Below are 23,768 nucleotides of genomic sequence, written 5' to 3'. Positions count from 1 at the left end.
CGCCGCCGCTCCACCGCCCCCCGCGCGCCGCCCCCGCCCCCGCGACGCAGCCCCCCCCGTGTCGGCCCCCGGTGGCCAGCGCCCCGCCTCCTGCGTCGGCACCGGCTCCCGCCTCGGCCCCCGAGGCCGTCGAGCCCGAGCCGGTCGTCGAGCCCGAGCCCGTCGTCGCGGCCCCCGCCGCCGTGGCGTCCGCTCCCGCCTACTCCGCCCCGGCCGTGTCCGAGGCCGACGAGACCAGCAGCACCAACAGCCTGCTCCAGTTGGCCCGTCGTCTGCACGAAGAGCACGTCCGCGAGGGTGTCGAGAAGCGTGACGCTCTCATCGCCGAAGGTCACGCCACCGCCGCACGCCTCGTGTCCGAGGCCGAGGCCCGTCAGCGTGAGGTCGTCGCCGAGGCCGAGACGAAGTCGCGTGACATCGTCGGTGCCGCCGAGACGCAGCAGCGCGAGATCCTCGATCGCCTCAACACCGAGCGCTCGAGTGTCGAACGTCGCATCGACGACCTGCGGTCGTTCGAGCGTGACTACCGCTCCAAGCTCAAGAGCTACATCGAAGGTCAGCTCCACGAGCTCGACGGTGAGGGCACGGGCGAGGCCGCCCGGTCGACTCCGGCCAGCGCCCAGGGCTTCGGCTCGAACTAAGGTCTTGTCGAGCGACAAGCCCACCACGAAGGCCAGCGTCCGCGTTCTCGCGACGCTGGCCTTCGTCGCGGTCGTGGCCTACGGCCTCGATCAGGGCACCAAACTGTTGGTCACCCGCACCCTCGTCGAAGGCGGTTCCGTCGACGTCGTCGGCGAGTTCTTCCAACTGCACTTCGTCAAGAACCCCGGCGCCGCCTTCTCGTTCGCGAGCGGTTCGACGTGGATCTTCTCGATCGCCGCCGCCGGTGTCGCCGTCGCCATCCTGATCGTGGCCCGGCGCATCCGATCGCTGGCCTGGTCGATCATGCTGGGCATGCTGCTCGGTGGCACCCTCGGCAACCTCACCGACCGCCTGCTCCGAGAGCCCTCCTTCGGGCAGGGACACGTCATCGACTTCATCTACTTCCCGTCCCTCCTGCCGGCCATCTTCAACGTGGCGGACGTCTTCATCGTCTCGAGCATGGGATTGCTCCTCCTGCTCACGTTGCTGGGCATCGGGCTCGACGGCACGCGCACGCCGAGCACGAAGAAGGCTCGGCGGTCGGCGGAGGACGGGCAGGACGGCGGTTCGCCGGTGGTCGACCCGGCGCCGGACGGCCAGCCGACGACTCCTGACGGTGAGCCGAGCGCTCCTGCTCACACCGCGCCTCCTGCCGACCGCCGGAGCAACTCGTGAGCGAGACGCGCGCCCTCCCGGTGCCCGACGGGCTCGCCGGCGAACGTGTCGACGCCGCCCTGGCGAAGCTGCTCGGCTTCAGCCGCACCTTCGCGGCCGAGGTCGCGGCCTCGGGTGGGGTGACGGTCGACGGCCGCACCGTCGGCAAATCGGACCGGCTCGAGGCCGGTGCGTGGCTCGACGTCACGTGGTCACCGCGCGAGGCCCCCGCCGTGGTCGCCGTCGACGTACCGGGCATGGCAGTCGTGCACGACGACGACGAGATCGTGGTCGTCGACAAGCCCGTCGGCGTCGCTGCTCACCCGTCGGTCGGATGGACCGGTCCGACCGTGCTCGGCGGGCTCGCCGCCGCGGGCTTCACCGGGTCGACGTCGGGTGCGTCCGAACGGGCCGGCATCGTCCACCGCCTCGACGTCGGCACGAGTGGTCTCATGGTCGTGGCGAAGACCGAGCGGGCCTACACGCTGCTCAAACAGGCGTTCCGTGAGCGGACCGTCGAGAAGATCTACAACGCGGTCGTCCAGGGCCACCCCGACCCGCTCACCGGGACGATCGATGCGCCCATCGGGCGCCACCCGTCGTCCGACTGGAAGTTCGCGGTGGTCGTCGACGGCAAGCCGTCGGTCACCCACTACGAGACGGTCGAGGCGTTCCCGTCCGCCTCGTTGCTCGAGATCCACCTCGAGACGGGTCGGACCCACCAGATCCGCGTCCACATGGCGGCCCAGCGACACCCCTGCGTCGGTGACGCGACCTACGGCGCCGACCCGACGCTCTCGGCGACGCTCGGTCTCACGCGGCAGTGGCTACACGCCGTGCAGCTCGGTTTCCGTCACCCCGGGACGGGTGAGCCGGTGGTGTACCGGTCGACCTACCCCACCGACCTGCAGCTCGCTCTCGATGTCCTCCGTCGGAGTTAGGCTGTTCCCCTAGTCGCCAGATCCACCACCAGACGAGGAGCCCCGTGGCCTCGAGCAAAGACTCATTCGTCCATCTGCACGTGCACAGCGAGTACTCGATGCTCGACGGTGCGGCCCGGGTCAAGCCGTTGGTCACCGAGGCCGCGGCGCAGGGGATGCCCGCGGTGGCGGTCACCGACCACGGCAACGTGTTCGGGGCGTACGACTTCTGGAAGACCGCGACCGAGGCGGGCGTCAAGCCCATCATCGGCACCGAGGCCTACATCACGCCGGGCACGCACCGGGGCGACAAGACGCGCGTTCGGTGGGGCGACGGCGGACGCGACGACGTGTCGGGTTCCGGTGCGTACACGCACATGACCCTGCTGTCCGAGAACACCACGGGCATGCACAACCTGTTCCGCCTCTCGTCCCGGGCCTCGCTCGAGGGGTACTACTTCAAACCCCGCATGGACCGCGAACTGCTGTCGCAGTACTCCGAGGGCCTCATCGCCACGACCGGCTGCCCGAGTGGCGAGGTGCAGACCCGCCTGCGGCTCGGCCAGTACGACGAGGCGCTCAAGGCGGCCTCCGACTTCCGTGACATCTTCGGCCGAGAGAACTACTTCGCCGAGATCATGGACCACGGGCTCGGCATCGAGCGCCAGATCATGGGCGACCTGCTGCGCCTGGCGAAAGACCTCGACCTGCCGCTCGTCGCGACGAACGACCTCCATTACACACACGAGCACGATGCCACCAGCCACGCGGCGCTCCTCTGCGTCCAGTCCGGCTCGACGCTCAACGACCCGAACCGCTTCAAGTTCGACGCCGACGAGTTCTACCTGAAGTCCGCTCAGCAGATGCGACACCTCTTCCGCGACCACCCCGAGGCGTGTGACAACACGCTGCTCATCGCGGAGCGGTGCGACGTGCAGTTCAACACCTCGGCCAACTACATGCCGCGCTACCCGGTGCCCGAGGGCGAGACCGAAGAGACCTGGTTCATCAAAGAGGTCGAGAAGGGGCTCGTGTACCGCTACCCGGCGGGCATCCCCGACGACGTGCGCAAGCAGGCCGAGTACGAGATCGGTGTCATCACCGGCATGGGATTCCCCGGCTACTTCCTGGTGGTCGCCGACTTCATCAACTGGTCGAAGGAGAACGGCATCCGGGTCGGGCCGGGCCGTGGCTCGGGGGCCGGCTCGATGGCCGCCTACGCCATGCGCATCACCGACCTCGACCCGCTGCGCCACGGTCTGATCTTCGAGCGGTTCCTCAACCCCGACCGCGTCTCCATGCCCGACTTCGACGTCGACTTCGACGACCGTCGTCGCGGCGAGGTGATCCAGTACGTCACCGAGAAGTACGGCGACGAACGTGTCGCGCAGATCGTCACGTACGGCACCATCAAGGCGAAGCAGGCCCTGAAGGACAGCTCTCGAGTGCTCGGCTTCCCCTTCGGCATGGGTGAGAAGCTCACCAAGGCCATGCCCCCCGCCGTGATGGGCAAGGACATCCCCCTCACCGGCATCTTCGACAAGCAGCACGAGCGCTACAAAGAGGCCGGCGACATCCGCACCGTGGTCGAGTCCGACCCCGAGGCCAAGACCGTCTTCGACACGGCGCTCGGCCTCGAGGGGCTGAAGCGCCAATGGGGTGTGCATGCCGCCGGCGTCATCATGTCGAGCGATCCGCTCATCGACATCATCCCCATCATGAAGCGCGAGCAGGACGGTCAGATCGTCACGCAGTTCGACTACCCGGCCTGCGAGTCCCTCGGGCTCATCAAGATGGACTTCCTGGGGTTGCGCAACCTCACGATCATCAACGACGCCCTCGACAACATCAAGACGAACCGTGGCTTCGACCTCGTGCTCGAAGACCTCGAGCTCGACGACCGGGGCGCCTACGAACTGCTGGGGCGCGGCGACACGCTCGGGGTGTTCCAACTCGACGGCGGGCCCATGCGCGGGCTCCTCCGCCTGATGAAGCCCGACAACTTCGAAGACATCTCGGCCGTCATCGCGCTCTACCGACCGGGCCCCATGGGTGCCAACTCGCACACGAACTACGCCTTGCGCAAGAACGGCGCGCAAGAGATCACCCCGATCCACCCCGAGCTCGAAGAGCCGCTGCAAGAGATCCTCTCGACCAGCTACGGCCTGATCATCTACCAAGAGCAGGTCATGGCCATCGCGCAGAAGGTCGCCGGCTTCTCGCTGGGTCAGGCCGACATCCTCCGACGCGCCATGGGAAAGAAGAAGAAGTCCGAGCTCGACAAGCAGTACGCCGGGTTCGAGAAGGGCATGTTCGACAACGGGTTCTCGCCCGATGCCGTCAAGATGCTCTGGGACATCCTGCTGCCCTTCTCCGACTACGCCTTCAACAAGGCGCACTCGGCTGCGTACGGCGTTGTCTCGTACTGGACGGCCTACCTCAAGGCCCACTACCCGGCCGAGTACATGGCCGCCCTGCTCACGAGCACGGGGGACTCCCGAGACAAGCTGGGCCTCTACCTCAACGAGTGCCGCCGGATGGGCATCAAGGTATTGCCGCCCGACGTCAACGAATCCATCGGCTTCTTCGCGGCCGTCGGCGACGACATCCGCTTCGGCATGGGGGCCGTGCGCAACGTCGGCTTCAACGTGGTCGACCACGTCATCGCCGCGCGCAAGAAAGAGGGTGCTTTCACCTCGTTCCACGACTTCCTGCGCAAGGTGCCGCTCCCCGTGGCGAACAAGCGCACCGTGGAGTCTCTCGTCAAGGCAGGGGCATTCGACTCGCTGGGGTCCACACGGCGTGCCCTCGTCGAGATCCACGAGTCCGCCGTCGAGGCCGCGGTCAGCGAGAAGCGGGCCGAGGCGAACGGTCAGGTCGGCTTCGACTTCGACTCCTTGTGGGACGAGCCGCAGGACGTCCAGCACGTGCCCGAACGTCCCGAGTGGTCCAAACGCGACAAGCTGGCGTTCGAGCGAGACATGCTGGGCCTGTACGTCTCCGATCACCCGCTCGCAGGCCTCGAGCTGCCTCTGGCGAAGCACGCCCAGACGACGGTCACCGACATCCTGGCGAGCGACCCCGCGACGATCGACGGCGAGACGGTCACGATCGCCGGGCTCATCACCAGCGTGCAGCACCGGGTCGCGCGCAACTCGGGCAACCCCTACGGCATCATCACCGTCGAGGACTTCGGGGGCGAGATCTCGGCCATGTTCCTCGGCAAGACCTACCAAGAGTTCGGGCCGTCACTCGTCGGCGACTCGATCATCGTGCTCAAGGGCCGGGTCAGCGTCCGCGACGACGGCATGAACATGCACGCCGCGAGCATGTTCATGCCCGACCTGGGCGTCGGCGTGACCCACGGGCCGCTGCTCCTGCAGATGCCCGAGCACCGGGCCACACATGACACGGTCACCGAGCTGGCGGCGGTGCTCGGCCGTCATGCCGGCGGCACCGAGGTCCGCCTCCGACTCGTCAAGGGCGAGGCCGCCCGCGTGTTCGAGATCCCCATGCCGGTCGACGTCACGGCCGACCTGTTCGGCGAACTCAAGAGCCTGCTGGGTCCCGGCTGCCTCGTCTGAGGTGGTCGGCGCCCGGCTGCCGGCACGAGGCGCGCCCGGTGTCAGTCCTCGAGGTGCACAGGCCTCAGGTACCGCCGGTCGTGGTACAGCAGGGCGTCGTCGTCCTCGCCGACGCCGCCCGTCCCGATGCGCACGACCACGACGGCGTTGCCGTGGACCGGCAACCGCTCGACGACGGTCCCGGTCATCCAGGCGGTCACGCCCGTCAGCAGCGGCACTCCGTTCGGCCCGTCGGTCCAGTGGTCCCCGGCGAAGCGCTCGGCGGCGGGACCCGCCATGCGTCGGGCGAGGTCGCGGTTGCGCAGGCCGAGCAGGTGCACGATGACCTGGTCCGTCTCCGAGACGGCAGGCCATGAACTCGCCGTCCTGGCCATGTTGAAGGTCGCGAGCGGCGGCACGGCGGCCAGTGACGCCAGGGATGTGGCCGTGAACCCGACCGGCGCGCCGTCGGCGTCTCGCGCCGTCACGATCGCGACACCGGCGGCGTGGCGTCGGAAGGCCTCCTTGAACACCTCGAGGGAGTCGTCGGGCCGCGAGATCGTCGCGTTGTCGTCCGTCATGCTCCCGAGCCTACTGACTAGGCTGGACGGGCCATGATCCAGACCACAGATCTGCGCGGTCTCGCGCCGACCCACGCCCAGCTGCTCGACCTCGTCCCGCGGTCCCACGCCGACGTCGGCGCCGCGACGGACGCCGCCCGGCGTCTCGTCGACGACGTCCGCGAGCGGGGTGCCGCCGCCCTGCGCGACCAGGCGGCACGCTTCGACGGCGTCCGTCCCGACACGCTGCGCGTCGCGACGCAGACCATCGACGACGCCGTGGCAGCCCTGGACCCCCTGGTCAAGGAGGCGCTGGTCGAGTCGATCGCGCGGGTCACGCAAGCCAGCCGGGCCCAGGTCCCGGCGTCGACCACGACCAGACCAGCCCCGGGGGCCGTCATCGAGCAGCGGTGGCAGCCCGTCACGCGCGCCGGAGTGTACGTTCCCGGCGGCAAGGCCGTGTATCCCTCGAGCGTGGTGATGAACGTCGTCCCCGCACAGGTGGCAGGGGTGTCGTCGATCGCCCTCGTGTCACCCGCGCAGCGCGAACACGGCGGGGGAGTCCACCCCGTCATCCTGGGTGCGGCCGGGTTGTTGGGCATCGACGAGGTCTACGCGATCGGCGGTGCCGGCGCCATCGGTGCGCTCGCCTACGGCGTGCCCGAGCTCGAGCTCGAGCCGGTCCAGGTCATCACGGGTCCGGGCAACAACTTCGTCGCCGCGGCGAAGCAGCTCGTGCGCGGTCGTGTCGGCATCGATTCAGTGGCCGGCGCGACCGAGATCCTCGTCATCGCGGACGACTCGGCGGACGCCACGTTGGTCGCCGTCGACCTCATCAGCCAGGCCGAGCACGACGAGGAGGCCTCGGCCGTCCTCGTCACGGACTCAGCCGCCTTCGGCGAGGCCGTCGTCGCCGAACTCACCCGGCTCGTGCCCCGCACCCTGAGCGCCGCCCGAGTCCGGACCGCCCTCTCCGGTCGCCAATCGGCGGTCGTCCTGGTCGACGACCTCCGGCAGGCCGCCGCCTTCAGCAACGCCTACGGGCCCGAGCACCTCGAAGTGCAGACCCGCGACGACGACGCGGTCCTGGCCGACGTCACCGACGCCGGCGCGATCTTCGTGGGGCCGGACACGCCCGTCAGTCTGGGCGACTACCTCGCCGGTTCGAACCACGTCCTGCCCACCAGCGGGCAGTCGCGCTTCTCGTCCGGGCTCGGCGCGTTCACGTTCCTCCGACCGCAACAGATCGTCCGGTACGACGCCGAAGCCCTCGGTGTCGTGGCCGAGCGGCTCGTGGCGCTCTCGAACGCCGAGCTGCTGCCCGCCCACGGCGAGGCCGTCGCGGCCCGGCTGTCGCGCCCCTGAACCGAGAACGGTCCCCGCGGACGGGCTCTCGGGTGCCCCGAGCGTCCGACGTCGCCCCCGGCGTCCGATAATCTGGCCGCACCATGTTCTGCCCCTTCTGCCGCCACCCCGACTCCCGAGTCGTCGACTCCCGCACCAGTGACGACGGCACGTCGATCCGTCGTCGCAGGCAGTGCCCGAACTGCGGTCGTCGGTTCAGCACGACCGAGACCGCGAGCCTCAACGTGGTGAAGCGCAACGGCGTTCTCGAACCGTTCAGTCGCGACAAGATCATCTCGGGCGTTCGCAAGGCCTGCCAGGGTCGCCCGGTGACCGACGGCGACCTCGCCGTCCTGGCGCAGAAGGTCGAGGAGGCCGTCCGGGCGAGCGGTGCGTCGCAGATCGAGGCCAACGACATCGGTCTGGCCATCCTGCCTCCGCTCCGCGACCTCGACGAGGTGGCGTACCTGCGATTCGCCAGTGTGTACCAGGCCTTCGACTCGCTCGAGGATTTCGAGGCCTCGATCGGTCAACTGCGCGAAGAGCACGCGTCCCGTCCGCTCTCCACCCGGTCGGTCGACGAGTGAGGACCCCGTACCGCGTCCTCTTCGACGTCGTCTTCGCCAAGATGGACCCCGAGGACGCCCACCATCTCGCCTTCCGGGTCATCAAGGCGATCCCCAAGGTGGGCCTGGCCGGCGTCGTCGGACGCCTGACGGCCCCGGCACCGTCCCTCGCCGTCGAGACGCTCGGACTCCACTTCACCTCACCTTTCGGCGTCGCAGCAGGCTTCGACAAGGACGCCAAGGGCATCCCCGGTCTCGGCGCGCTCGGGTTCGGGCACGTCGAGGTGGGCACGGTGACGGCTCGGCCGCAGCCCGGCAACGACCGTCCTCGACTCTTCCGTCTCGTCGCCGACCTCGCCGTCGTGAACCGCATGGGGTTCAACAACTCCGGCGCCCACGCGGCGGCTCTCGAACTCAGCAGGGCACGGTCGGCCCCGTCACGGCCTGTCATCGGTGTGAACATCGGCAAGAGTCGCGTCGTGGACGTCGACGACGCGATCGACGACTACCTGGCCAGCACGCGCCTCCTGGCTCCACTGGCCGACTACCTCGCCGTGAACGTCAGTTCGCCCAACACCCCGGGTCTCCGCGGGCTGCAAGAGCTCGACAGGCTCGCCCCGCTCCTCGAGGCCGTCCGCGACGCCGCGGGGCACACCCCCGTGCTGGTCAAGATCGCCCCCGACCTCGACGACGACGGGGTCCGCCGGATCGGTGCCCTCGTCACCGAGCTCGGCCTGGCGGGCGTGATCGCCACCAACACGACGGTGTCGCGAGAAGGCCTCGTCACCGAAGGCTCCGTCGTCGAGGCTGCGGGAGCCGGTGGTCTTTCGGGTGCGCCGCTCGCCAGGCGATCCCTCGAGGTCTTGAGGCTCGTCCGGGAGTCCGTCCCGAGCGAGACGTGCGTCATCTCCGTCGGGGGCGTCTCGAGCGCCGAGGACGTCGACGAACGACTGCGCGCCGGGGCCACGCTGGTGCAGGGCTACACGGCCTTCCTCTACCGCGGGCCGCTCTGGGCGCGCCAGGTCAACCGAGGGCTCGTCGCCCTGCGTCGGCGACGGCCCGCCGCCTGACGAGACCTCCGGTCCACGCAGCCACCGACGCGAAACGGCGTCACCCACCAGGGGTGACGCCGTTCGTCGTCCGGGGTGACGCGCCTAGGCGGTCGGGTACTCGCCGCGCTTGACCTGCGGCTTGGGCAGGCGCATGGGCTTGAGCTGCATCGCGCGCATGGCGGCGTACCAGCGGTTGCCCTTGCGGACGTTCTCGGCACCGTACTTGGCGGCGAGCTTGCGGTTGACACTGCGGCCGACGATGAGGCAGTCGACGACGGCGAGGGCGAAGAATCCCCAGAGCACGAGCAGCGTGATCGACTGGATGGCGGCCGACTGCACGAGAGTCATGGCGATGACGACGACCATGATCGGGATCATGGCCTCGCCCACGCTGAAGCGGGCGTCGACGTGGTCGCGGATGAAGCGTCGCTGCGGGCCCTTGTCGCGGTCGGGCAGGAATCGTTCCTCGCCGTTCGCGAGGCCGACGCGGGCACGGTCACGCTGCTCGGCCAGACGGGCCCGCTGGGCCTTCTGGGCTTCTTTGCCCGAGGCGACGAGGGGCCTCTGGTTGGCAGCCTCGCGCTCGCGTCGCGTGGGCGTCGGCCGACCCTTGCCGACCGCGGTCGACTCGGGCTCGGCGACGGTGGTCGTCTCGGTCGTCTTGCTGTCTGGCTTGGCCACGGGAGATCCTCAGGGTTGTCCGAGTTCCTAAGATTACCTGCATGAGCGACTCGCAGCATCCCGTCCGACCGACCGATCCCCGTACTGTCAGCGAACTCGCGGAGGCCGTGCACGCGGGTCTGCCCGCGACGATCAGTGACCTCGGCGCCCTCGTGCGCATCCCCTCCGTCTCGTGGGATGCCTTCGACCCCGAGCACGTGCGACGCAGCGCCGACGCGGTCGCCGCCCTCGTCGAGGGCACGGGCCTCTTCGACCAGGTGACCGTGAGCAGGGCCCCCGTCGGTGGCAGCGGGACCCTCGGCCAGCCCGCCGTGCTCGCCCGACGTGCGGCTCGCGACGGCAAGCCGACCATCCTCCTGTACGCGCACCACGACGTGCAGCCGCAGGGCGACGACGCCGACTGGGACACCCCTCCGTTCGAGCCGACGGTCAAGGGCGATCGCCTGTACGGACGGGGCGCGTCCGACGACAAGGCCGGCGTGATGACGCACGTGGCGGCCCTCCGCGCGGTGCACGAGGTGCTCGGAGACGACCTCGGCGTCGGCGTCTCGTTGTTCATCGAGGGCGAGGAGGAGTTCGGTTCCCGCTCCTTCGCCGACTTCCTCGTGCAGCACCAGGACGAGCTGCGTGCCGACGTCATCGTCGGGGCGGCCTCCGCACCTGGGGCCCGAGGGTGCCCGCCATCACCGTCGGCCTGCGCGGCAACGTGACCTTCCGCCTGACCGTCCGCACCCTGGCCCACGCGTCCCACTCCGGCATGCTCGGCGGGGCGGTGCCCGACGCCATGCTGGCCATGGTGAAGCTGCTCGCGACCCTGCACGACGACGACGGCAGCGTCGCCGTGGCCGGGTTGACGAGTCGTGAGGCCGAGCACCCGGAGCAGAGCGAACAGCAGTTGCGCGACGAGAGCGGCCTGCTCGAGGGCGTGAGCCCCATCGGACGCGGTCCGATCCTGAGTCGGGTGTGGTCGCAGCCCTCGATCACCGTGACCGGCATCGACGCCCCGTCGGTCGCCAACGCGTCCAACACGCTGAGCCCCGAGGTGTCGGTCCGCATCAGCGCCCGCATCGCCCCCGGCCAGACCGCCGAGGACGCCTACGCCGCCCTGGAGGCGCACCTGCGTGAGCACGCACCGTTCGGCGCCCACGTGCAGATCGACGACGTCGACCGGGGCGATCCCTTCCTGGTGGACACGACCGGCACGGCCATCGCCGACGCCACGGTCGCGATGACCGAGGGCTGGGGCGAGGCGCCGGTCCAGACGGGCATCGGCGGGTCGATCCCGTTCATCGCCGACCTCGTCCGGACCTTCCCCGAGGCCCAGATCCTCGTCACCGGCGTCGAGGACCCCGACACCCGGGCGCACAGCCCGAACGAATCGCAGCACCTCGGCGTGCTGCACCGGGCGATCCTCAGCGAGGCGATCCTGTTGGCGCGTCTCGACGCGAGGGGCTGACCGGCGCGACCCGCGCCTCCTCGGCGCCGGCGACACCCGGGGGAGGCGCGGGTCCGGAACAAAACCGGTCCCCGGCTGCTTACACTGGTCGACGACGAGTGCCCCGCACTCGACCCGGCCCGAAGGAGGCACCATGACCGACATCGCAACCGCTCCCGTCGACGCGAAGGCGCACGGCGTGACGATCACGTCCACCGCCGCGGACAAGGTGAAGAGCCTGCTCACGCAAGAGGGCCGGGACGACCTGCGCCTCCGCGTGGCGGTCCAGCCCGGTGGCTGCTCGGGGCTCATCTACCAGCTGTACTTCGACGAGCGCATGCTCGACGGCGACGCGACGGTCGACTTCGACGGCGTCGAGGTCATCGTCGACAAGATGAGCGTCCCCTACCTCGACGGCGCAGCCATCGACTTCGAGGACACCATCCAGAAGCAGGGGTTCACCATCGACAACCCCAACGCGCAGGGCAGCTGCGCCTGCGGCGACAGCTTCCACTGATCGTCGACGGGCGGCTCCGAGCCGCGCGTCGAGAGGGGATCATCCGCGAGGGTGATCCCCTCTCGCGTGTCCCGTGCTCGTTCTCGCTCGACGTCGAGAGGCTTCCGGCGCGTGCCGTGCGCTGGGGGGTCGAACCTGCGAGTAAGCTAGGCAGGTCCCCGTCAACACTGGGAACACCCCCCACTGTCGTGTCATCCGAGAGGTAACAGTGCGTTCTAACCGCCGTCTTCGTTGGGCTGCCGCCCCCATGGCAGTCGTCCTGGCTCTCGTGCTAGCGGGGTGCACCACCGACCAGCTGCAGGGGTGGCTGCCCACCACCGCGGGCACGACCAACCACGTGGACCGCGTCATCGGCCTCTGGGTCACCTCGTGGATCGTGTTGCTGATCGTCGGCGTCATCGTGTGGGGCCTGATCATCTGGGTGTGCGTGGCCTACCGCCGCCGCAAGGGCCAGACGGGCCTGCCCGTCCAGCTGCGCTACAACATGCCGATCGAGATCTTCTACACGGTCGTGCCGCTGATCCTCGTGCTGGGCTTCTTCGCCTTCACCGCCCGCGACCAGGCCGCCATCGAGGCGCCCACCGCGAGCCCCGACGTGAAGATCGACGTCTACGCCAAGCGCTGGGCGTGGGACTTCAACTACATCGACCAGCAGAACGAAGACGAGAGCGTCTACTACCAGGGCATCCAGGCGCAAGAGCTGGGTGACGGCACGATCGACGAGAGTCAGCTCCCCGAGCTCTACCTCCCCGTCGGCAAGACCGTGCAGATCGACCTCAAGTCGCGCGACGTGGCCCACTCCTTCTGGATCATCGACTTCCTCTACAAGAAGGACACGATCCCCGGCAAGACCAACTCGATGTACTTCACGCCCGAGAAAGAAGGCACGTTCAGCGGAAAGTGCGCTGAGCTGTGTGGCGAGTACCACTCGCTGATGCTCTTCAACGTCAAGGTCGTGTCGCAGTCCGAGTACGACCAGTACCTGCAGACGCTCGACGCCGAGGGCAACACCGGCCTGCTGGGCGACCAGTACAACACCAACACCAACCAGCCCGGCACCGAGGCACCCGCCAACGCCGCCGGCACCGAAGACTCCGAGAAGTAAGGCACGGTTCGATGAGCTCAGCCACCGCCACCCGTCCCACCACCGGTGGGACCTCGTCCGGTCAGAACTTCGGAGCCTCGAAGGTCGGCCGCAAGGGCAACGTCGTCGTCAACTGGATCACGTCGACCGACCACAAGACCATCGGGTACATGTACCTGATCACGTCGTTCCTCTTCTTCTGCCTCGGCGGGGTCATGGCGTTGATCATCCGCGCCCAGCTCTTCGCCCCGGGCCTCGAGATCGTCGCCACCAAAGAGCAGTACAACCAGCTCTTCACGATGCACGGCACGATCATGTTGCTCATGTTCGCGACCCCCCTGTTCTCGGGCTTCGCGAACGTCCTCATGCCGCTCCAGATCGGTGCGCCGGACGTCGCGTTCCCCCGACTGAACGGCTTCGCCTTCTGGCTCTACTCCTTCGGCTCGATCATCGCCGTCGCCGGCTTCCTCACCCCGCAGGGTGCGGCATCGTTCGGTTGGTTCGCCTATGCGCCCCTGAGCGACACGACGTTCTCTCCAGGACTGGGTGGAAACCTGTGGGTGTTCGGTCTCGGCCTCACCGGGTTCAGCACGATCCTCGGTTCGGTGAACTTCATCACCACGATCGTCTCGATGCGCGCCCCGGGCATGACCATGTGGCGCATGCCGATCTTCACCTGGAACACCCTGATCACCTCGATCCTCGTGATCATGGCCTTCCCGGTGCTGGCCGCGGCTCTCTTCGGCCTCGGCTTCGACCGCGTCTTCGACGCTCAGGTCTTCAACCCCGCCAACGGTGGCGCCATCCTCTGGCAGCACCTGTTCTGGTTCTTCGGTCACCCCGAGGTCTACATCATCGCCCTGCCGTTCTTCGGCATCGTGTCCGAGGTGTTCCCGGTCTTCAGCCGCAAGCCGATCTTCGGGTACAAGACTCTCGTCTACGCAACCATCTCGATCGCGGCCCTGTCCGTGACGGTGTGGGCGCACCACATGTACGTCACCGGCTCCGTCCTGCTGCCGTTCTTCTCCCTGATGACCATGCTCATCGCGGTCCCCACCGGTGTGAAGATCTTCAACTGGATCGGCACCATGTGGCGCGGCTCGGTCACCTTCGAGACGCCGATGCTCTGGGCGATCGGCTTCCTGATCACCTTCACCTTCGGTGGCCTCACCGGCGTGATCCTGGCGTCGCCCCCACTCGACTTCCACGTGTCCGACACGTACTTCGTCGTGGCGCACTTCCACTACGTCGTCTTCGGCACGGTCGTCTTCGCCATGTTCTCGGGCTTCTACTTCTGGTGGCCGAAGTGGACGGGCAAGATGCTCAACGAGCGCCTCGGCAAGATCCACTTCTGGATGCTGTTCGTCGGTTTCCACACGACGTTCCTCGTGCAGCACTGGCTCGGCGTCATGGGCATGCCCCGTCGCTACGCCACGTACCAGCCCGAGGACCACTTCACGTGGATGAACCAGCTCTCGACCATCGGCGCCATGTTGCTGGGTGTCTCGATCCTGCCGTTCCTCTACAACGTGTACATCACGGCTCGTCGTGCGCCCAAGGTCGAGGTCAACGACCCGTGGGGTTACTCACGTTCGCTCGAGTGGGCGACGTCGTGCCCGCCGCCGCGACACAACTTCACGTCGATCCCGCGCATCCGTTCCGAGTCGCCGGCATTCGACCTGAACCACCCCGAAGCCGGACTGCCCGTCGGCATCGGCCCGGTGAAGGACGCACCTGACGCCCCCACGTACGACGCGTCCAGCGAGAAAGTGAAGTAACCCCGATGAAGACCAACGCGACGCTGTTCTGGATCCTCGCGATCTTCTTCTTCCTCATGTGCGCGGTCTACGTGCTCTGGAGCCTGCTCGACACCGGCCAGGTCGAGTGGGCGGGCACGCTGGGCATCGGTTTGGCCGGTATGCTCGGCGCCTTCTTGGCGTTCTACATGGGCCGCTCGCACGCCACCCAGGGGGGCGAGCTGCCCGAGGACCGTCTGGACGCCAACATCGACGACGGTGACCCCGAGATGGGCTTCTTCAGCCCCTGGTCGTGGTGGCCGATCATCCTCGCTGCTGGTTGCAGCCTCATCTTCCTGGCGCTGGCCGTGGGCATGTGGATCATCTACATCGGTGCCGCTCTGACGGCCGTGGCTCTCGTCGGCTGGGTCTACGAGTACTACCGCGGCAACTTCGCACACTAGTTCGCCTGCTCGTTCGAGCGGGAAGGGCGTCGGTCTTCGGACCGGCGCCCTTCGTCGTCCCACGTCTGGCGCGAGGCTCTCGACGGCAGCCTCGAGGGAGCGCCATCGGCCGTCGGTCATCAACGTGACGGTCTCAAGGCGGCAGCATCGCGACTGACGGTAGACCCACAAGAGCAGTTGGGAGTGTGGGGCTTGACGGCCCTGGTGGCGACAGCAGCAGGCGCTGCTGCCGGGGCCCTCGATCCCGACGCTCTGGGCAGCAGAGGGCGGCGAGCCAGCCCGTACCGTGGTTGGCAAGCCAGGCCTTACCGTGCGGGGCAGGCCAGGCCGCGCCGCGGGGGGTGGCAGGCCAGGTCGCATCGCGGGGTGGCAAGCAAGGCCGCACCGCGGGGTGGCAAGCAAGGCCGCACCGTGGGGTGGCCAGCAAGGCCGCACCGTGGGGTGGCCAGCAAGGCCATACCGTGGGGTGGCCAGCAAGGCCGCACCGTGGGGTGGCCAGCAAGGCCGTACCCGTGGGGTGGCCAGCCAGGCCGTACCCGTGGGGGAGAGACCTCTCCGATGAAGCAGAGGCCCGGTCTTCCGGTGATTGGTGCATGTGAAGCTCCTCGGTGTCATGGCTCCTAGCGACAACTCGGCCCAGGATGTTTGCGACGCCACCCGGGGCCGGCCTGAGGGCCATCCAGAGTCCGCTAGGTCGGCCGGGGTCTCGGCGGAGCCGACGGAGGCCGTGCGCGTACTTCCGGCAGTGGATGATGTCCACAGAGCGGCCATGACGCCCTGACCTCCATCGGCCCGGGGAAATCGCCTTCCGCGCGAGCAGGACCGGTGCGAGGGGGTCCGCGGGACGATGCTCTCCGAGGGGAGGTCTAGACATCGCCGCCAGATGAGGGCAGGCGGAGGGGTGCCCGGGAGGTCGAGCCCGTGTCTATTCACTGACCGGGAAGAACCCGCGGTGACCGGGCCGAGTCACGTCCTGTCGACGACGAGCGCCGACACGGAGGCCGTGGGCGGGGGAAGGACCTGTTGTCATCCTCGGCTGCGTACGCGCCAACTTGGGGGGCGAGCGCCAGGGAATAGGATGGGAGCCCCTCGAGCGCGCGAGGTCGACCTGGTGGGCACGTCGTCGTGGCGAGACGAAGAGGCCCTTGTCGGCCCCGGGCAGCCCACCTCCCCGAGCACATATCGTGGATGCGGCTGAGAGATGCCGACTCGGGCGGGCTCTCTACGAGGGGCGGGGGCTGGTCACGTCGGCACCTGGCCGTCTCCCGGGGATGGCATGCTGGCGCTGGTGTGGCTGAGCCGGAAGGGAAGCCCTGGGCTCCCTGCGAGTACGGCCTGGGCATGCGGGTCTCCCCAGGGAATGCCGAAGGCCCGGCTGCACAGAGCGTGCAACCGGGCCCGGGGACTGCCGAAGGTCAGTGGCCTTCGTCGTGGTGCGATGCCTCGATCTCGGAACGCTTCACCGGAGCGATGCGGTCCTCGAAGAAGAACGACGATGCCGACGCACGTGCTCGCTGCAGGGCCGTGATCTTCCCGTTGGCGTTGGGACGGACCATGAGGGGTTCGTACTCGTTGAAGTCGAGCAGACGCCAGCGCTCGTACTCGTCGAGCTGCTCGTGCACCTCGATGTACTCGCCACCGGGAAGGCGCACGATGCGTCCCGACTCGTAGCCGTGCAGAGCGATCTCACGGTCCTTCTTCTGAAGGGCGAGGCAGACACGCTTCGTGACCCAGAAGGCGATGAACGGGCCGACGATCAACGCTGCCTGGCAGGCGTGGATCACGTAGTTCAACGACAGGTGGAAGTGGGTCGCCATGATGTCGGAGCTCGCCGCTGCCCAGAGGCTGGCGTAGAACACGATGCCGGCCGCACCGATGGCGGTGCGCGTCGGAGCATTGCGGGGCCGGTCGAGGATGTGGTGTTCGCGCTTGTCGCCGGTGACCCATGCCTCGAAGAACGGATACAGCAGCACCACGACGATGAAGAGACCGAGCACCGCGATCGGCACGAGGATGTTCATCGACACCGTGTACCCGAAGGCCACGAACTCCCAGCCCGGGGGCACGAGGCGGAGGGCACCGTCGGCGAAGCCGATGTACCAGTCGGGCTGCGTACCCGCCGACACAGGGGACGGGTCGTAGGGCCCGTAGTTCCAGATGGGGTTGATCGTGAACAGCGAGGCGATCAGGACGATGACGCCGAAGACGATGAAGAAGAATCCACCGGCCTTCGCAGCGAACACGGGCATGACCGGAACGCCCACGACGTTTTGGTTGGTCTTGCCGGGGCCGGCGAACTGCGTGTGCTTGTTGATGATCAGCAGCAGCAGGTGGACACCCAGCAGGGCGATCAGCAGCGCCGGCAGCAGCATGATGTGCAGCGAGTAGAAGCGACCGACCATGTCGGTGCCCGGGAACTCGCCACCGAACACGAGGTACGAGATCCAGACGCCGATCACGGGGATCCCCTTGATCATGCCGTCGATGATGCGCGCACCGTTGCCCGAGAGCAGGTCGTCGGGAAGCGAGTATCCGGTGAAGCCCTCGGCCATGGCGAGGATCCACAGCGTGAAGCCCACGACCCAGTTGATCTCGCGGGGCTTGCGGAACGCGCCGGTGAAGTAGACGCGCAGCATGTGCAGCATGATCGCTGCGACGAACAGCAGGGCCGCCCAGTGGTGGATCTGCCGGAAGAGCAGACCACCGCGGATGTCGAACGAGATGTCGAGCGTCGACGCCATGGCGGCCGACATGTTGAGGCCCTTGAGCGGAACGTACGAACCGTTGTAGTTGACCTCGGCCATCGACGGCTGGAAGAAGAACGTCAGGAACGTGCCCGAGAGCAGGATGACGACGAACGAGTACAGCGCGACCTCGCCCAACATGAACGACCAGTGGTCGGGGAAGATCTTGCGACCCACCTCTTTGACCAGGCCGGACATGCTCGTGCGCTCGTCGATGTAGTTCGCCGTGGCACCGAGGAATTTGTTGGTCTTCGTCGGGGCGAAGGCCGGAGCCTTGCCGATGTTGTCCGACGTGGCCGGTTCGGCACCCTGTGCCGGGGTGGTGGTGATCACTTTTCGCGCTCCCAGAAGCTCGGGCCCACAGGTTCGTGGAAGTCGCTCTGCGCGACGAGGTACCCGTCGGCGTCGACCGTGATGGGCAGCTGCGGCAGGGGGCGCTTGGCGGGCCCGAAGATCACTTCGCAGTTGTTCGTCACGTCGAACGTGGACTGGTGGCAGGGGCAGAGCAGGTGGTGTGTCTGCTGTTCGTAGAGGGCCACGGGGCACCCGACGTGCGTGCAGATCTTGGAGTAGGCGACGATTCCGTCGTACTGCCAGTCTTCGCGTCCTTCGGCCGGATTGAGATCTTCCGGCTTGAGGCGCATGAGAAGGACGGCCGCTTTGGCTTTCTCTTCGAGCAGGTGTTCTGATTCGTTGAGGTTCTCGGGGATGACGTGGAACACCGATCCGAGGGTGACGTCCGACGCCTTGATGCGGGTGCCGGAGGGGTCGGCGGCGAGGTGCATGCCTTCTTCCCACAGCGTGTGGCGCAGGACGGCATTGGGATCTTCGGCCGGGGCGAGGTCGCGGAACAGCACGACGGCCGGCAGGGGAGTCGCGACGAGGGCACCGATCAGGCTGTTACGGATGAGCGAACGGCGACCGAAGCCACTCTCGTGGTTGCCCAATGCGAAGACCTCGACGGCCTTCTCACGCGTCGGCTCGGAACCGCGCGTGTCGTGGCGCATCTCGGTGATCTCTCGAGCCGGCATGAGCGTCTTGGACCAGTGGACCGCACCGATTCCGACCGACAGCAGCCCGAGGGCGATGCCGAGACCGAGGAACAGGTTGTTCAGTCGGACCGAACCCGAGTCGCCCGACGTGATCGGGAACGCGACGTAGGCGCCGATGGCGGCGATGCTGCCGACGATCGACAGGAAGAAGAACAGGCTGACCTGGCGTTCGGCACGCTTCTCGACCTTGGGGTCGATGTCGGTGACGCGATCGCGGTGCGGCGGCTCACCCGGGTTCTGGAACACGTCGGACGTCACGACCGCCGTGCCGGCCGAGACCTGTCGAGGCTCGCGCTTCTCGACAGCCGAGCCCGCCGTGGGGGCCTCGTCGTCGTGCTCTGCCATTGATTCTGCCTTTCGTGAAGTACGGAGAGAACGCGGGTCAGTTCGACCGTGCGGTCAGCCAGATGGTGATCGCGACGATCGCACCGAGCCCGAAGATCCAGATGAAGAGACCTTCGGCGACGGGGCCGAGGCTCCCGAGCTCGAATCCACCCGGCGACGGGTTGTTCTCGACGTACTTGAGGTACGTGATGATGTCGGCCTTGTCTTGGGGCGACAGGTTGAGGTCGTTGAAGACCGGCATGTTCTGCGGGCCCGTCTGCATGGCCTCGTAGATGTGGTGGGCGGTCACCCCGTCGAGTGCGGGGGCGAACTTGCCCTGGGTGAGTGCCCCACCCGCTCCGGCCACGTTGTGGCACATGGCGCAGTTGATGCGGAACAGCTCGGCACCGTTGGTCGTGTCGCCGTCGGCCTGGAGCAGCGACTCGTCGGGGATCGCGGGCCCGGGGGCGAGCGACGCGACGTAGGCGGCCATGGCGGCGACCTGCTCGTCGGAGAACTGCGTCGGCTTCTGTTCGGCCTGCGGGCCGTTGACGGCCATGGGCATGCGTCCCGTGCCGACCTGGAAGTCGACCGAGGCGGCCCCGACGCCGATCAGGCTCGGACCGCTGTCGGTGCCCGCCGCGCTCAGGCCGTGGCAGGTCGCGCAGTTCGAGGCAAAGAGCTTCTGGCCCTCGTCGATGCTCTGCTGCGAGGTCGCGGTCGCGCTGCTCTCGTCCGCCGAGGCGGTCGAGGAGAAGAGCGCGTAGGCACCGCCCGTGGTGAGCAGACCGACCAGCAACAGGGAGGCGGTGGCGACGGGGCCGCGACGGCCGGCCTTCTTGGTGCGTCGGGAGGACGAGGTTCTCGTGAACATGCTGTGCAGACGATCCAATGCCTATTTGAGGAGGTAGATGACGATGAAGAGGCCGATCCAGACCACGTCGACGAAGTGCCAGTAGTACGACACCACGATGGCCGTGGTCGCCTCTTTGTGCCCGAAGTTCTTGACCGCGTACGCGCGACCGATGGTGAGCAGGAAGGCGATCAGACCACCGATGACGTGTGCACCGTGGAAGCCGGTCGTCATGTAGAAGGCCGAGCCGTAGGCGCTCGAGCTGAGGGTGACGTGCTCGGAGATGAGGGTCGCGTACTCGAAGACCTGACCGCAGACGAAGACCGCGCCCATGGCGTAGGTGAGGAAGAACCACTCGACCATGCCCCAGCGGCTGACCTGGAACAGGCGGCCCGTGCGGTGCGGCTGCATGCGCTCGGCGGCGAACACGCCGAACTGGCAGGCGACCGACGAGAGCACCAGGGTGATCGTGTTGGTCAGCGCGAACGGCACGTTGTGCAGCGCCGTCTGGTCGGCCCACAGGCCGGGAGACGTCGAGCGGAGCGTGAAATAGATCGCGAAGAGGCCGGCGAAGAACATGACCTCGCTGCCGAGCCACACGATGGTGCCCACGGCAACCGTGCTGGGTCGGTTGACGACAGGGCCGCCAGAAGGTCTCGAGAGAGAGGTACTTGTCACGAGGTCCATTATGCCTGGTAAGTCGCCTTGGGTTTGCGCTCGAAACCCCGGGTCGGGAATTTCCCTTGACGCCGAGACATCGGAGTGCCTTATGCTCCGCCGGTAGCCTGGGGCCATGACCTCCGAGCTCACCTGGCCCTCCATCATCGACGCCCTCCTCGCCGGGCGCGACCTCTCGATCAGCGAGGCCACGTGGTCCATGGAGCAGGTCATGACGGGCGACGTCACCCCTGCCCAGCTCGGAGCCTTCCTGGTCGCCCTCCGCGCCAAGGGCGAGACGGTGGACGAGATCGTCGGCTTCCGCGACGCCGTCCTCGCCCACGCCGTGCCCCTTCCGGTCGACAGCATGGCGGTCGACATCGTCGGGACGGGTGGTGACCGCTTCGGGACGGTGAACGTCTCGACCATGGCCTCGGTCGTCGTGGCGGCGACCGGTGTGCCGGTCATCAAGCACGGCAACCGGGCGGCGAGTTCGTCGTCGGGCTCCTCGGACGTCCTGTCGGCCCTCGGCATCGACCTGACCATCGGGGCCGACCGTGTGGCTGAGGTCCTGAAGGAAGCAGGGTTGACCTTCGCCTTCGCCGCTGCATTCCACCCGGGTTTCGGCAACGCCGCCGCCGTGCGTCGCGAGATCGGCGTCCCGACGGTCTTCAATTTCCTGGGTCCCCTGGTGAACCCGGCACGACCCGAGGCGAGCGCGGTCGGCGTCGCGTCGCTCGACAAGGTCCCGCTGATCGTGGGCGTGTTCCAGACGCGCGGCGCGACCGCCCTCGTGTTCCGCGGCGACGACGGCCTCGACGAACTGACCACGACGGGTCACAGCCACATCTGGGAGGTCACCGGGGGCTCGGTGACCGAGCACGACCTCGATCCCCTCGAGTTGGGCATCCCCCGCGCGCGCATCTCCGACCTCGTCGGGGGGGACGCGGTGCACAACGCGGGCATCGCCCGTGAGGTCCTCGCGGGGGAGCGCGGTCCGGTCCGCGACATCGTGTTGCTCAACGCCGCGGCCGGGCTGGTGTCCTACGGGCTGGCGGCGGATCCGAGCCAGCGCGAACGGCCTCTCCTCGCTCGTTTCCGGGAGCAGTTGGACGTCGCGGCCCGGGCCGTCGACTCGGGCGCGGCGATCGCGAAACTGGACCAGTGGGTGGCGGCGACCCGAGCCTCCTGAGGTGCACCGCGCCTCCTCGTCCTGAGGGGGCGGACGACGAAGGGCCCGTCCGGTCGGACGGGCCCTTCGCGCAGGGGATCAGTTCACGTCGTCGTCGACCCAGTCGAAGGTCTTCGTGACGGCCTTCTTCCAGAGACGCAGCGTGCGGTCACGCTCGTCGGCGTCGATGTTCGGGGTCCAGCGCTTGTCCTCCTGCCAGTTGGCACGGAGGTCGTCGAGGGTCTCCCAGAAGCCGACCGCGAGACCGGCTGCGTAGGCCGCGCCGAGGGCGGTGGTCTCGGCGACCACCGGGCGGACGACCGGGACGTCGAGGATGTCGGCTTGGAACTGCATGAGCGCGTCGTTGGCGGTCATGCCGCCGTCGACCTTGAGCTCGGTCAGGTCGACGCCCGAGTCTGCGTTGACCGCGTCGAGCACCTCACGGGTCTGGAACGCGGTCGCCTCGAGGGCGGCACGGGCGATGTGGCCCTTGTTGACGTAGCGGGTGAGGCCCACGAGGGCACCTCGCGCGTCCGAACGCCAGTAGGGCGCGAACAGACCCGAGAACGCGGGCACGAAGTAGACCCCGCCGTTGTCCTCGACGGTCTTGGCCAGCTCTTCGACCTCGGGGGCCGAGCCGATCATGCCCAGGTTGTCGCGCAGCCACTGGATCAGCGAGCCCGTGACGGCGATGGACCCCTCGAGCGCGTAGTGGGGTGCGGCGTCGCCGAGCTTGTAGCCGAGCGTCGTGAGCAGCCCGTTCTTCGAGTGGACGATCTCTTCGCCCGTGTTGAAGATCAGGAAGTTGCCGGTGCCGTACGTGTTCTTCGACTCGCCCTGGTCGAAGGCGGCCTGACCGAACGTGGCGGCCTGCTGGTCGCCGAGGATGCCGGCGATGGGCACCTCGCGCAGCAGGCTCGAGGCCTCGACCGTGCCGTAGACCTCGGACGAGCTCTTGATCTCGGGGAGCATCGACCTCGGCACGTCGAACGCCTCGAGGATGTCGTCGCGCCACTCGAGCGTCTCGAGGTCCATGAAGAGGGTGCGCGAGGCGTTCGTGACGTCGGTGACGTGGACGCCTCCGTCGGTGCCACCGGTGAGGTTCCAGAGGACCCAGGTGTCGGTCGTGCCGAACAGCAGGTCGCCGGCCTCGGCCTTCTCGCGGGCGCCCTCGACGTTCTCGAGGATCCAGACGACCTTCGTGCCCGAGAAGTAGGTCGCGAGCGGCAGGCCGACGATGGGCTTGAAGCGCTCGACGCCTCCGTCGGCGGCCAGGCGGTCGACGATGGGCTGCGTGCGGGTGTCCTGCCAGACGATGGCGTTGTACACGGCCTTGCCGGTGGTCTTGTCCCAGACCACGGCGGTCTCGCGCTGGTTCGTGATGCCGACGGCCTTGATGTTGTGGCGCGTGATGTCGGCACGGGAGAGGGCCTGGCCGATGACCTCGCGGGTGTTCTCCCAGATCTCGGCGGGGTCGTGCTCGACCCAGCCGGCGCGGGGGAAGATCTGCTCGTGCTCTTTCTGGCCGGTGGCCACGATCGAGCCCGAGTGGTCGAAGATGATGGCTCGGGTGCTGGTGGTTCCCTGGTCGATGGCCAGGACGTAGTCGGTGTCGCTCACGGGTGGAACTCCTTCGTCGTTGATGGATGCGGCTCGCACGGAGGCCCGGGTCGGTCCATTCGAGCGGACGGGCCCGAGCCTCTGCTGGGAGCGGGTGGATCGATCGGCGTCGGGCGGCCCGGGGGAGCC

At 68.0% G+C, this 23,768-nt stretch carries 19 protein-coding genes and 1 pseudogene; 13 read left to right on the top strand and 7 right to left on the bottom strand.

Annotated features, from left to right (window positions below):
- The 4 genes from AEQ27_RS08190 to dnaE form a co-directional block, all read left to right on the top strand.
- Positions 1-641 (top strand): hypothetical protein (locus AEQ27_RS08190; RefSeq protein WP_235451019.1); only part of this gene is annotated, 641 nt, incomplete at its 5' end.
- Between the two features lie 4 nt (positions 642-645).
- On the top strand, positions 646-1,317 hold the full coding sequence (lspA, locus tag AEQ27_RS08185; RefSeq protein ID WP_082383342.1) for a signal peptidase II: 672 nt from the start codon (positions 646-648) through the stop codon (positions 1,315-1,317).
- Positions 1,314-2,237, top strand: coding sequence for an RluA family pseudouridine synthase (locus tag AEQ27_RS08180; protein ID WP_054146166.1), 924 nt, complete (start codon positions 1,314-1,316; stop codon positions 2,235-2,237). Before lspA ends, AEQ27_RS08180 begins: the two co-directional genes overlap by 4 nt.
- A gap of 44 nt (positions 2,238-2,281) precedes the next feature.
- Complete coding sequence (dnaE, locus tag AEQ27_RS08175) at positions 2,282-5,800, top strand: DNA polymerase III subunit alpha (RefSeq protein WP_255349757.1); 3,519 nt, start codon at positions 2,282-2,284, stop codon at positions 5,798-5,800.
- Positions 5,801-5,841: 41 nt separating this feature from the next.
- Here the strand turns inward: dnaE and AEQ27_RS08170 are convergent, their stop codons facing one another.
- The gene (locus tag AEQ27_RS08170; protein WP_054146165.1) at positions 5,842-6,360 is read right to left on the bottom strand and encodes a flavin reductase family protein; all 519 of its coding nucleotides are present in this window, start codon (positions 6,358-6,360) and stop codon (positions 5,842-5,844) included.
- 33 nt (positions 6,361-6,393) lie between these two features.
- On the opposite strand from AEQ27_RS08170, the gene hisD reads away from it, so the two are divergent.
- From hisD to AEQ27_RS08155, 3 genes are all read left to right on the top strand, one after another.
- The gene (hisD, locus tag AEQ27_RS08165) at positions 6,394-7,704 is read left to right on the top strand and encodes a histidinol dehydrogenase (RefSeq protein ID WP_054146164.1); all 1,311 of its coding nucleotides are present in this window, start codon (positions 6,394-6,396) and stop codon (positions 7,702-7,704) included.
- 83 nt (positions 7,705-7,787) lie between these two features.
- Positions 7,788-8,270, top strand: a complete 483-nt coding sequence (gene nrdR / locus AEQ27_RS08160; protein ID WP_054146163.1) for a transcriptional regulator NrdR — start codon at positions 7,788-7,790, stop codon at positions 8,268-8,270.
- Entirely contained in the window at positions 8,267-9,319 is a 1,053-nt protein-coding gene (locus tag AEQ27_RS08155) for a quinone-dependent dihydroorotate dehydrogenase (RefSeq protein WP_255349756.1), read from the top strand. The genes nrdR and AEQ27_RS08155 overlap by 4 nt, the downstream gene beginning before the upstream one ends.
- 84 nt (positions 9,320-9,403) lie before the next feature.
- On the opposite strand, the gene AEQ27_RS08150 is transcribed toward AEQ27_RS08155, so the two are convergent.
- Positions 9,404-9,982: a DUF3043 domain-containing protein gene (locus AEQ27_RS08150; protein WP_054146162.1), complete on the bottom strand. Its 579-nt coding sequence runs from the start codon at positions 9,980-9,982 to the stop codon at positions 9,404-9,406.
- A 41-nt stretch (positions 9,983-10,023) separates the two neighbouring features.
- Here AEQ27_RS08150 and AEQ27_RS08145 point away from each other — a divergent pair.
- The 5 genes and pseudogenes from AEQ27_RS08145 to AEQ27_RS08125 all read left to right on the top strand — a co-directional run bounded on the left by AEQ27_RS08145 (position 10,024) and on the right by AEQ27_RS08125 (position 15,218).
- Positions 10,024-11,438: pseudogene (locus AEQ27_RS08145) on the top strand (dipeptidase).
- 133 nt (positions 11,439-11,571) lie between these two features.
- Positions 11,572-11,934: an iron-sulfur cluster insertion protein ErpA gene (gene erpA / locus AEQ27_RS08140; RefSeq protein ID WP_043594936.1), complete on the top strand. Its 363-nt coding sequence runs from the start codon at positions 11,572-11,574 to the stop codon at positions 11,932-11,934.
- 247 nt (positions 11,935-12,181) lie between these two features.
- Positions 12,182-13,039, top strand: coding sequence for a cytochrome c oxidase subunit II (gene coxB / locus AEQ27_RS08135; RefSeq protein ID WP_082059956.1), 858 nt, complete (start codon positions 12,182-12,184; stop codon positions 13,037-13,039).
- Between the two features lie 11 nt (positions 13,040-13,050).
- Positions 13,051-14,796: a cytochrome c oxidase subunit I gene (ctaD, locus tag AEQ27_RS08130; RefSeq protein ID WP_082059957.1), complete on the top strand. Its 1,746-nt coding sequence runs from the start codon at positions 13,051-13,053 to the stop codon at positions 14,794-14,796.
- A gap of 5 nt (positions 14,797-14,801) precedes the next feature.
- Positions 14,802-15,218, top strand: a complete 417-nt coding sequence (locus AEQ27_RS08125) for a cytochrome c oxidase subunit 4 (protein ID WP_054146161.1) — start codon at positions 14,802-14,804, stop codon at positions 15,216-15,218.
- A 1,415-nt stretch (positions 15,219-16,633) separates the two neighbouring features.
- On the opposite strand, the gene AEQ27_RS08120 is transcribed toward AEQ27_RS08125, so the two are convergent.
- Genes AEQ27_RS08120 through AEQ27_RS08105 form a run of 4 tightly spaced genes read right to left on the bottom strand, consistent with a single transcriptional unit; the run spans position 16,634 to position 20,878 of the window.
- The gene (locus tag AEQ27_RS08120; RefSeq protein WP_054146201.1) at positions 16,634-18,244 is read right to left on the bottom strand and encodes a cytochrome bc complex cytochrome b subunit; all 1,611 of its coding nucleotides are present in this window, start codon (positions 18,242-18,244) and stop codon (positions 16,634-16,636) included.
- Between the two features lie 47 nt (positions 18,245-18,291).
- Positions 18,292-19,359: a ubiquinol-cytochrome c reductase iron-sulfur subunit gene (locus AEQ27_RS08115; protein ID WP_043594939.1), complete on the bottom strand. Its 1,068-nt coding sequence runs from the start codon at positions 19,357-19,359 to the stop codon at positions 18,292-18,294.
- Between the two features lie 37 nt (positions 19,360-19,396).
- A complete protein-coding gene (locus tag AEQ27_RS08110; protein WP_054146200.1) occupies positions 19,397-20,212 on the bottom strand; it encodes a c-type cytochrome in 816 nt (271 codons plus the stop codon).
- A gap of 21 nt (positions 20,213-20,233) precedes the next feature.
- Positions 20,234-20,878, bottom strand: coding sequence for a heme-copper oxidase subunit III (locus tag AEQ27_RS08105; protein ID WP_082059958.1), 645 nt, complete (start codon positions 20,876-20,878; stop codon positions 20,234-20,236).
- Positions 20,879-20,984: 106 nt separating this feature from the next.
- Here AEQ27_RS08105 and trpD point away from each other — a divergent pair, with 106 nt between their 5' ends.
- A complete protein-coding gene (gene trpD, locus AEQ27_RS08100) occupies positions 20,985-22,040 on the top strand; it encodes an anthranilate phosphoribosyltransferase (protein ID WP_054146160.1) in 1,056 nt (351 codons plus the stop codon).
- A 78-nt stretch (positions 22,041-22,118) separates the two neighbouring features.
- Here trpD and glpK read toward each other — a convergent pair whose 3' ends face one another.
- Entirely contained in the window at positions 22,119-23,639 is a 1,521-nt protein-coding gene (gene glpK / locus AEQ27_RS08095) for a glycerol kinase GlpK (RefSeq protein ID WP_043594942.1), read from the bottom strand.
- Between the last annotated feature and the right edge of the window lie 129 nt (positions 23,640-23,768).

The sequence above is a fragment of the Frigoribacterium sp. RIT-PI-h genome, assembly GCF_001297205.1.
Lineage (GTDB): Bacteria > Actinomycetota > Actinomycetes > Actinomycetales > Microbacteriaceae > Frigoribacterium.
The sequence above is the reverse complement of the archived record's forward strand: the minus strand, read 5'-3'. Positions and strand labels throughout refer to the sequence as shown.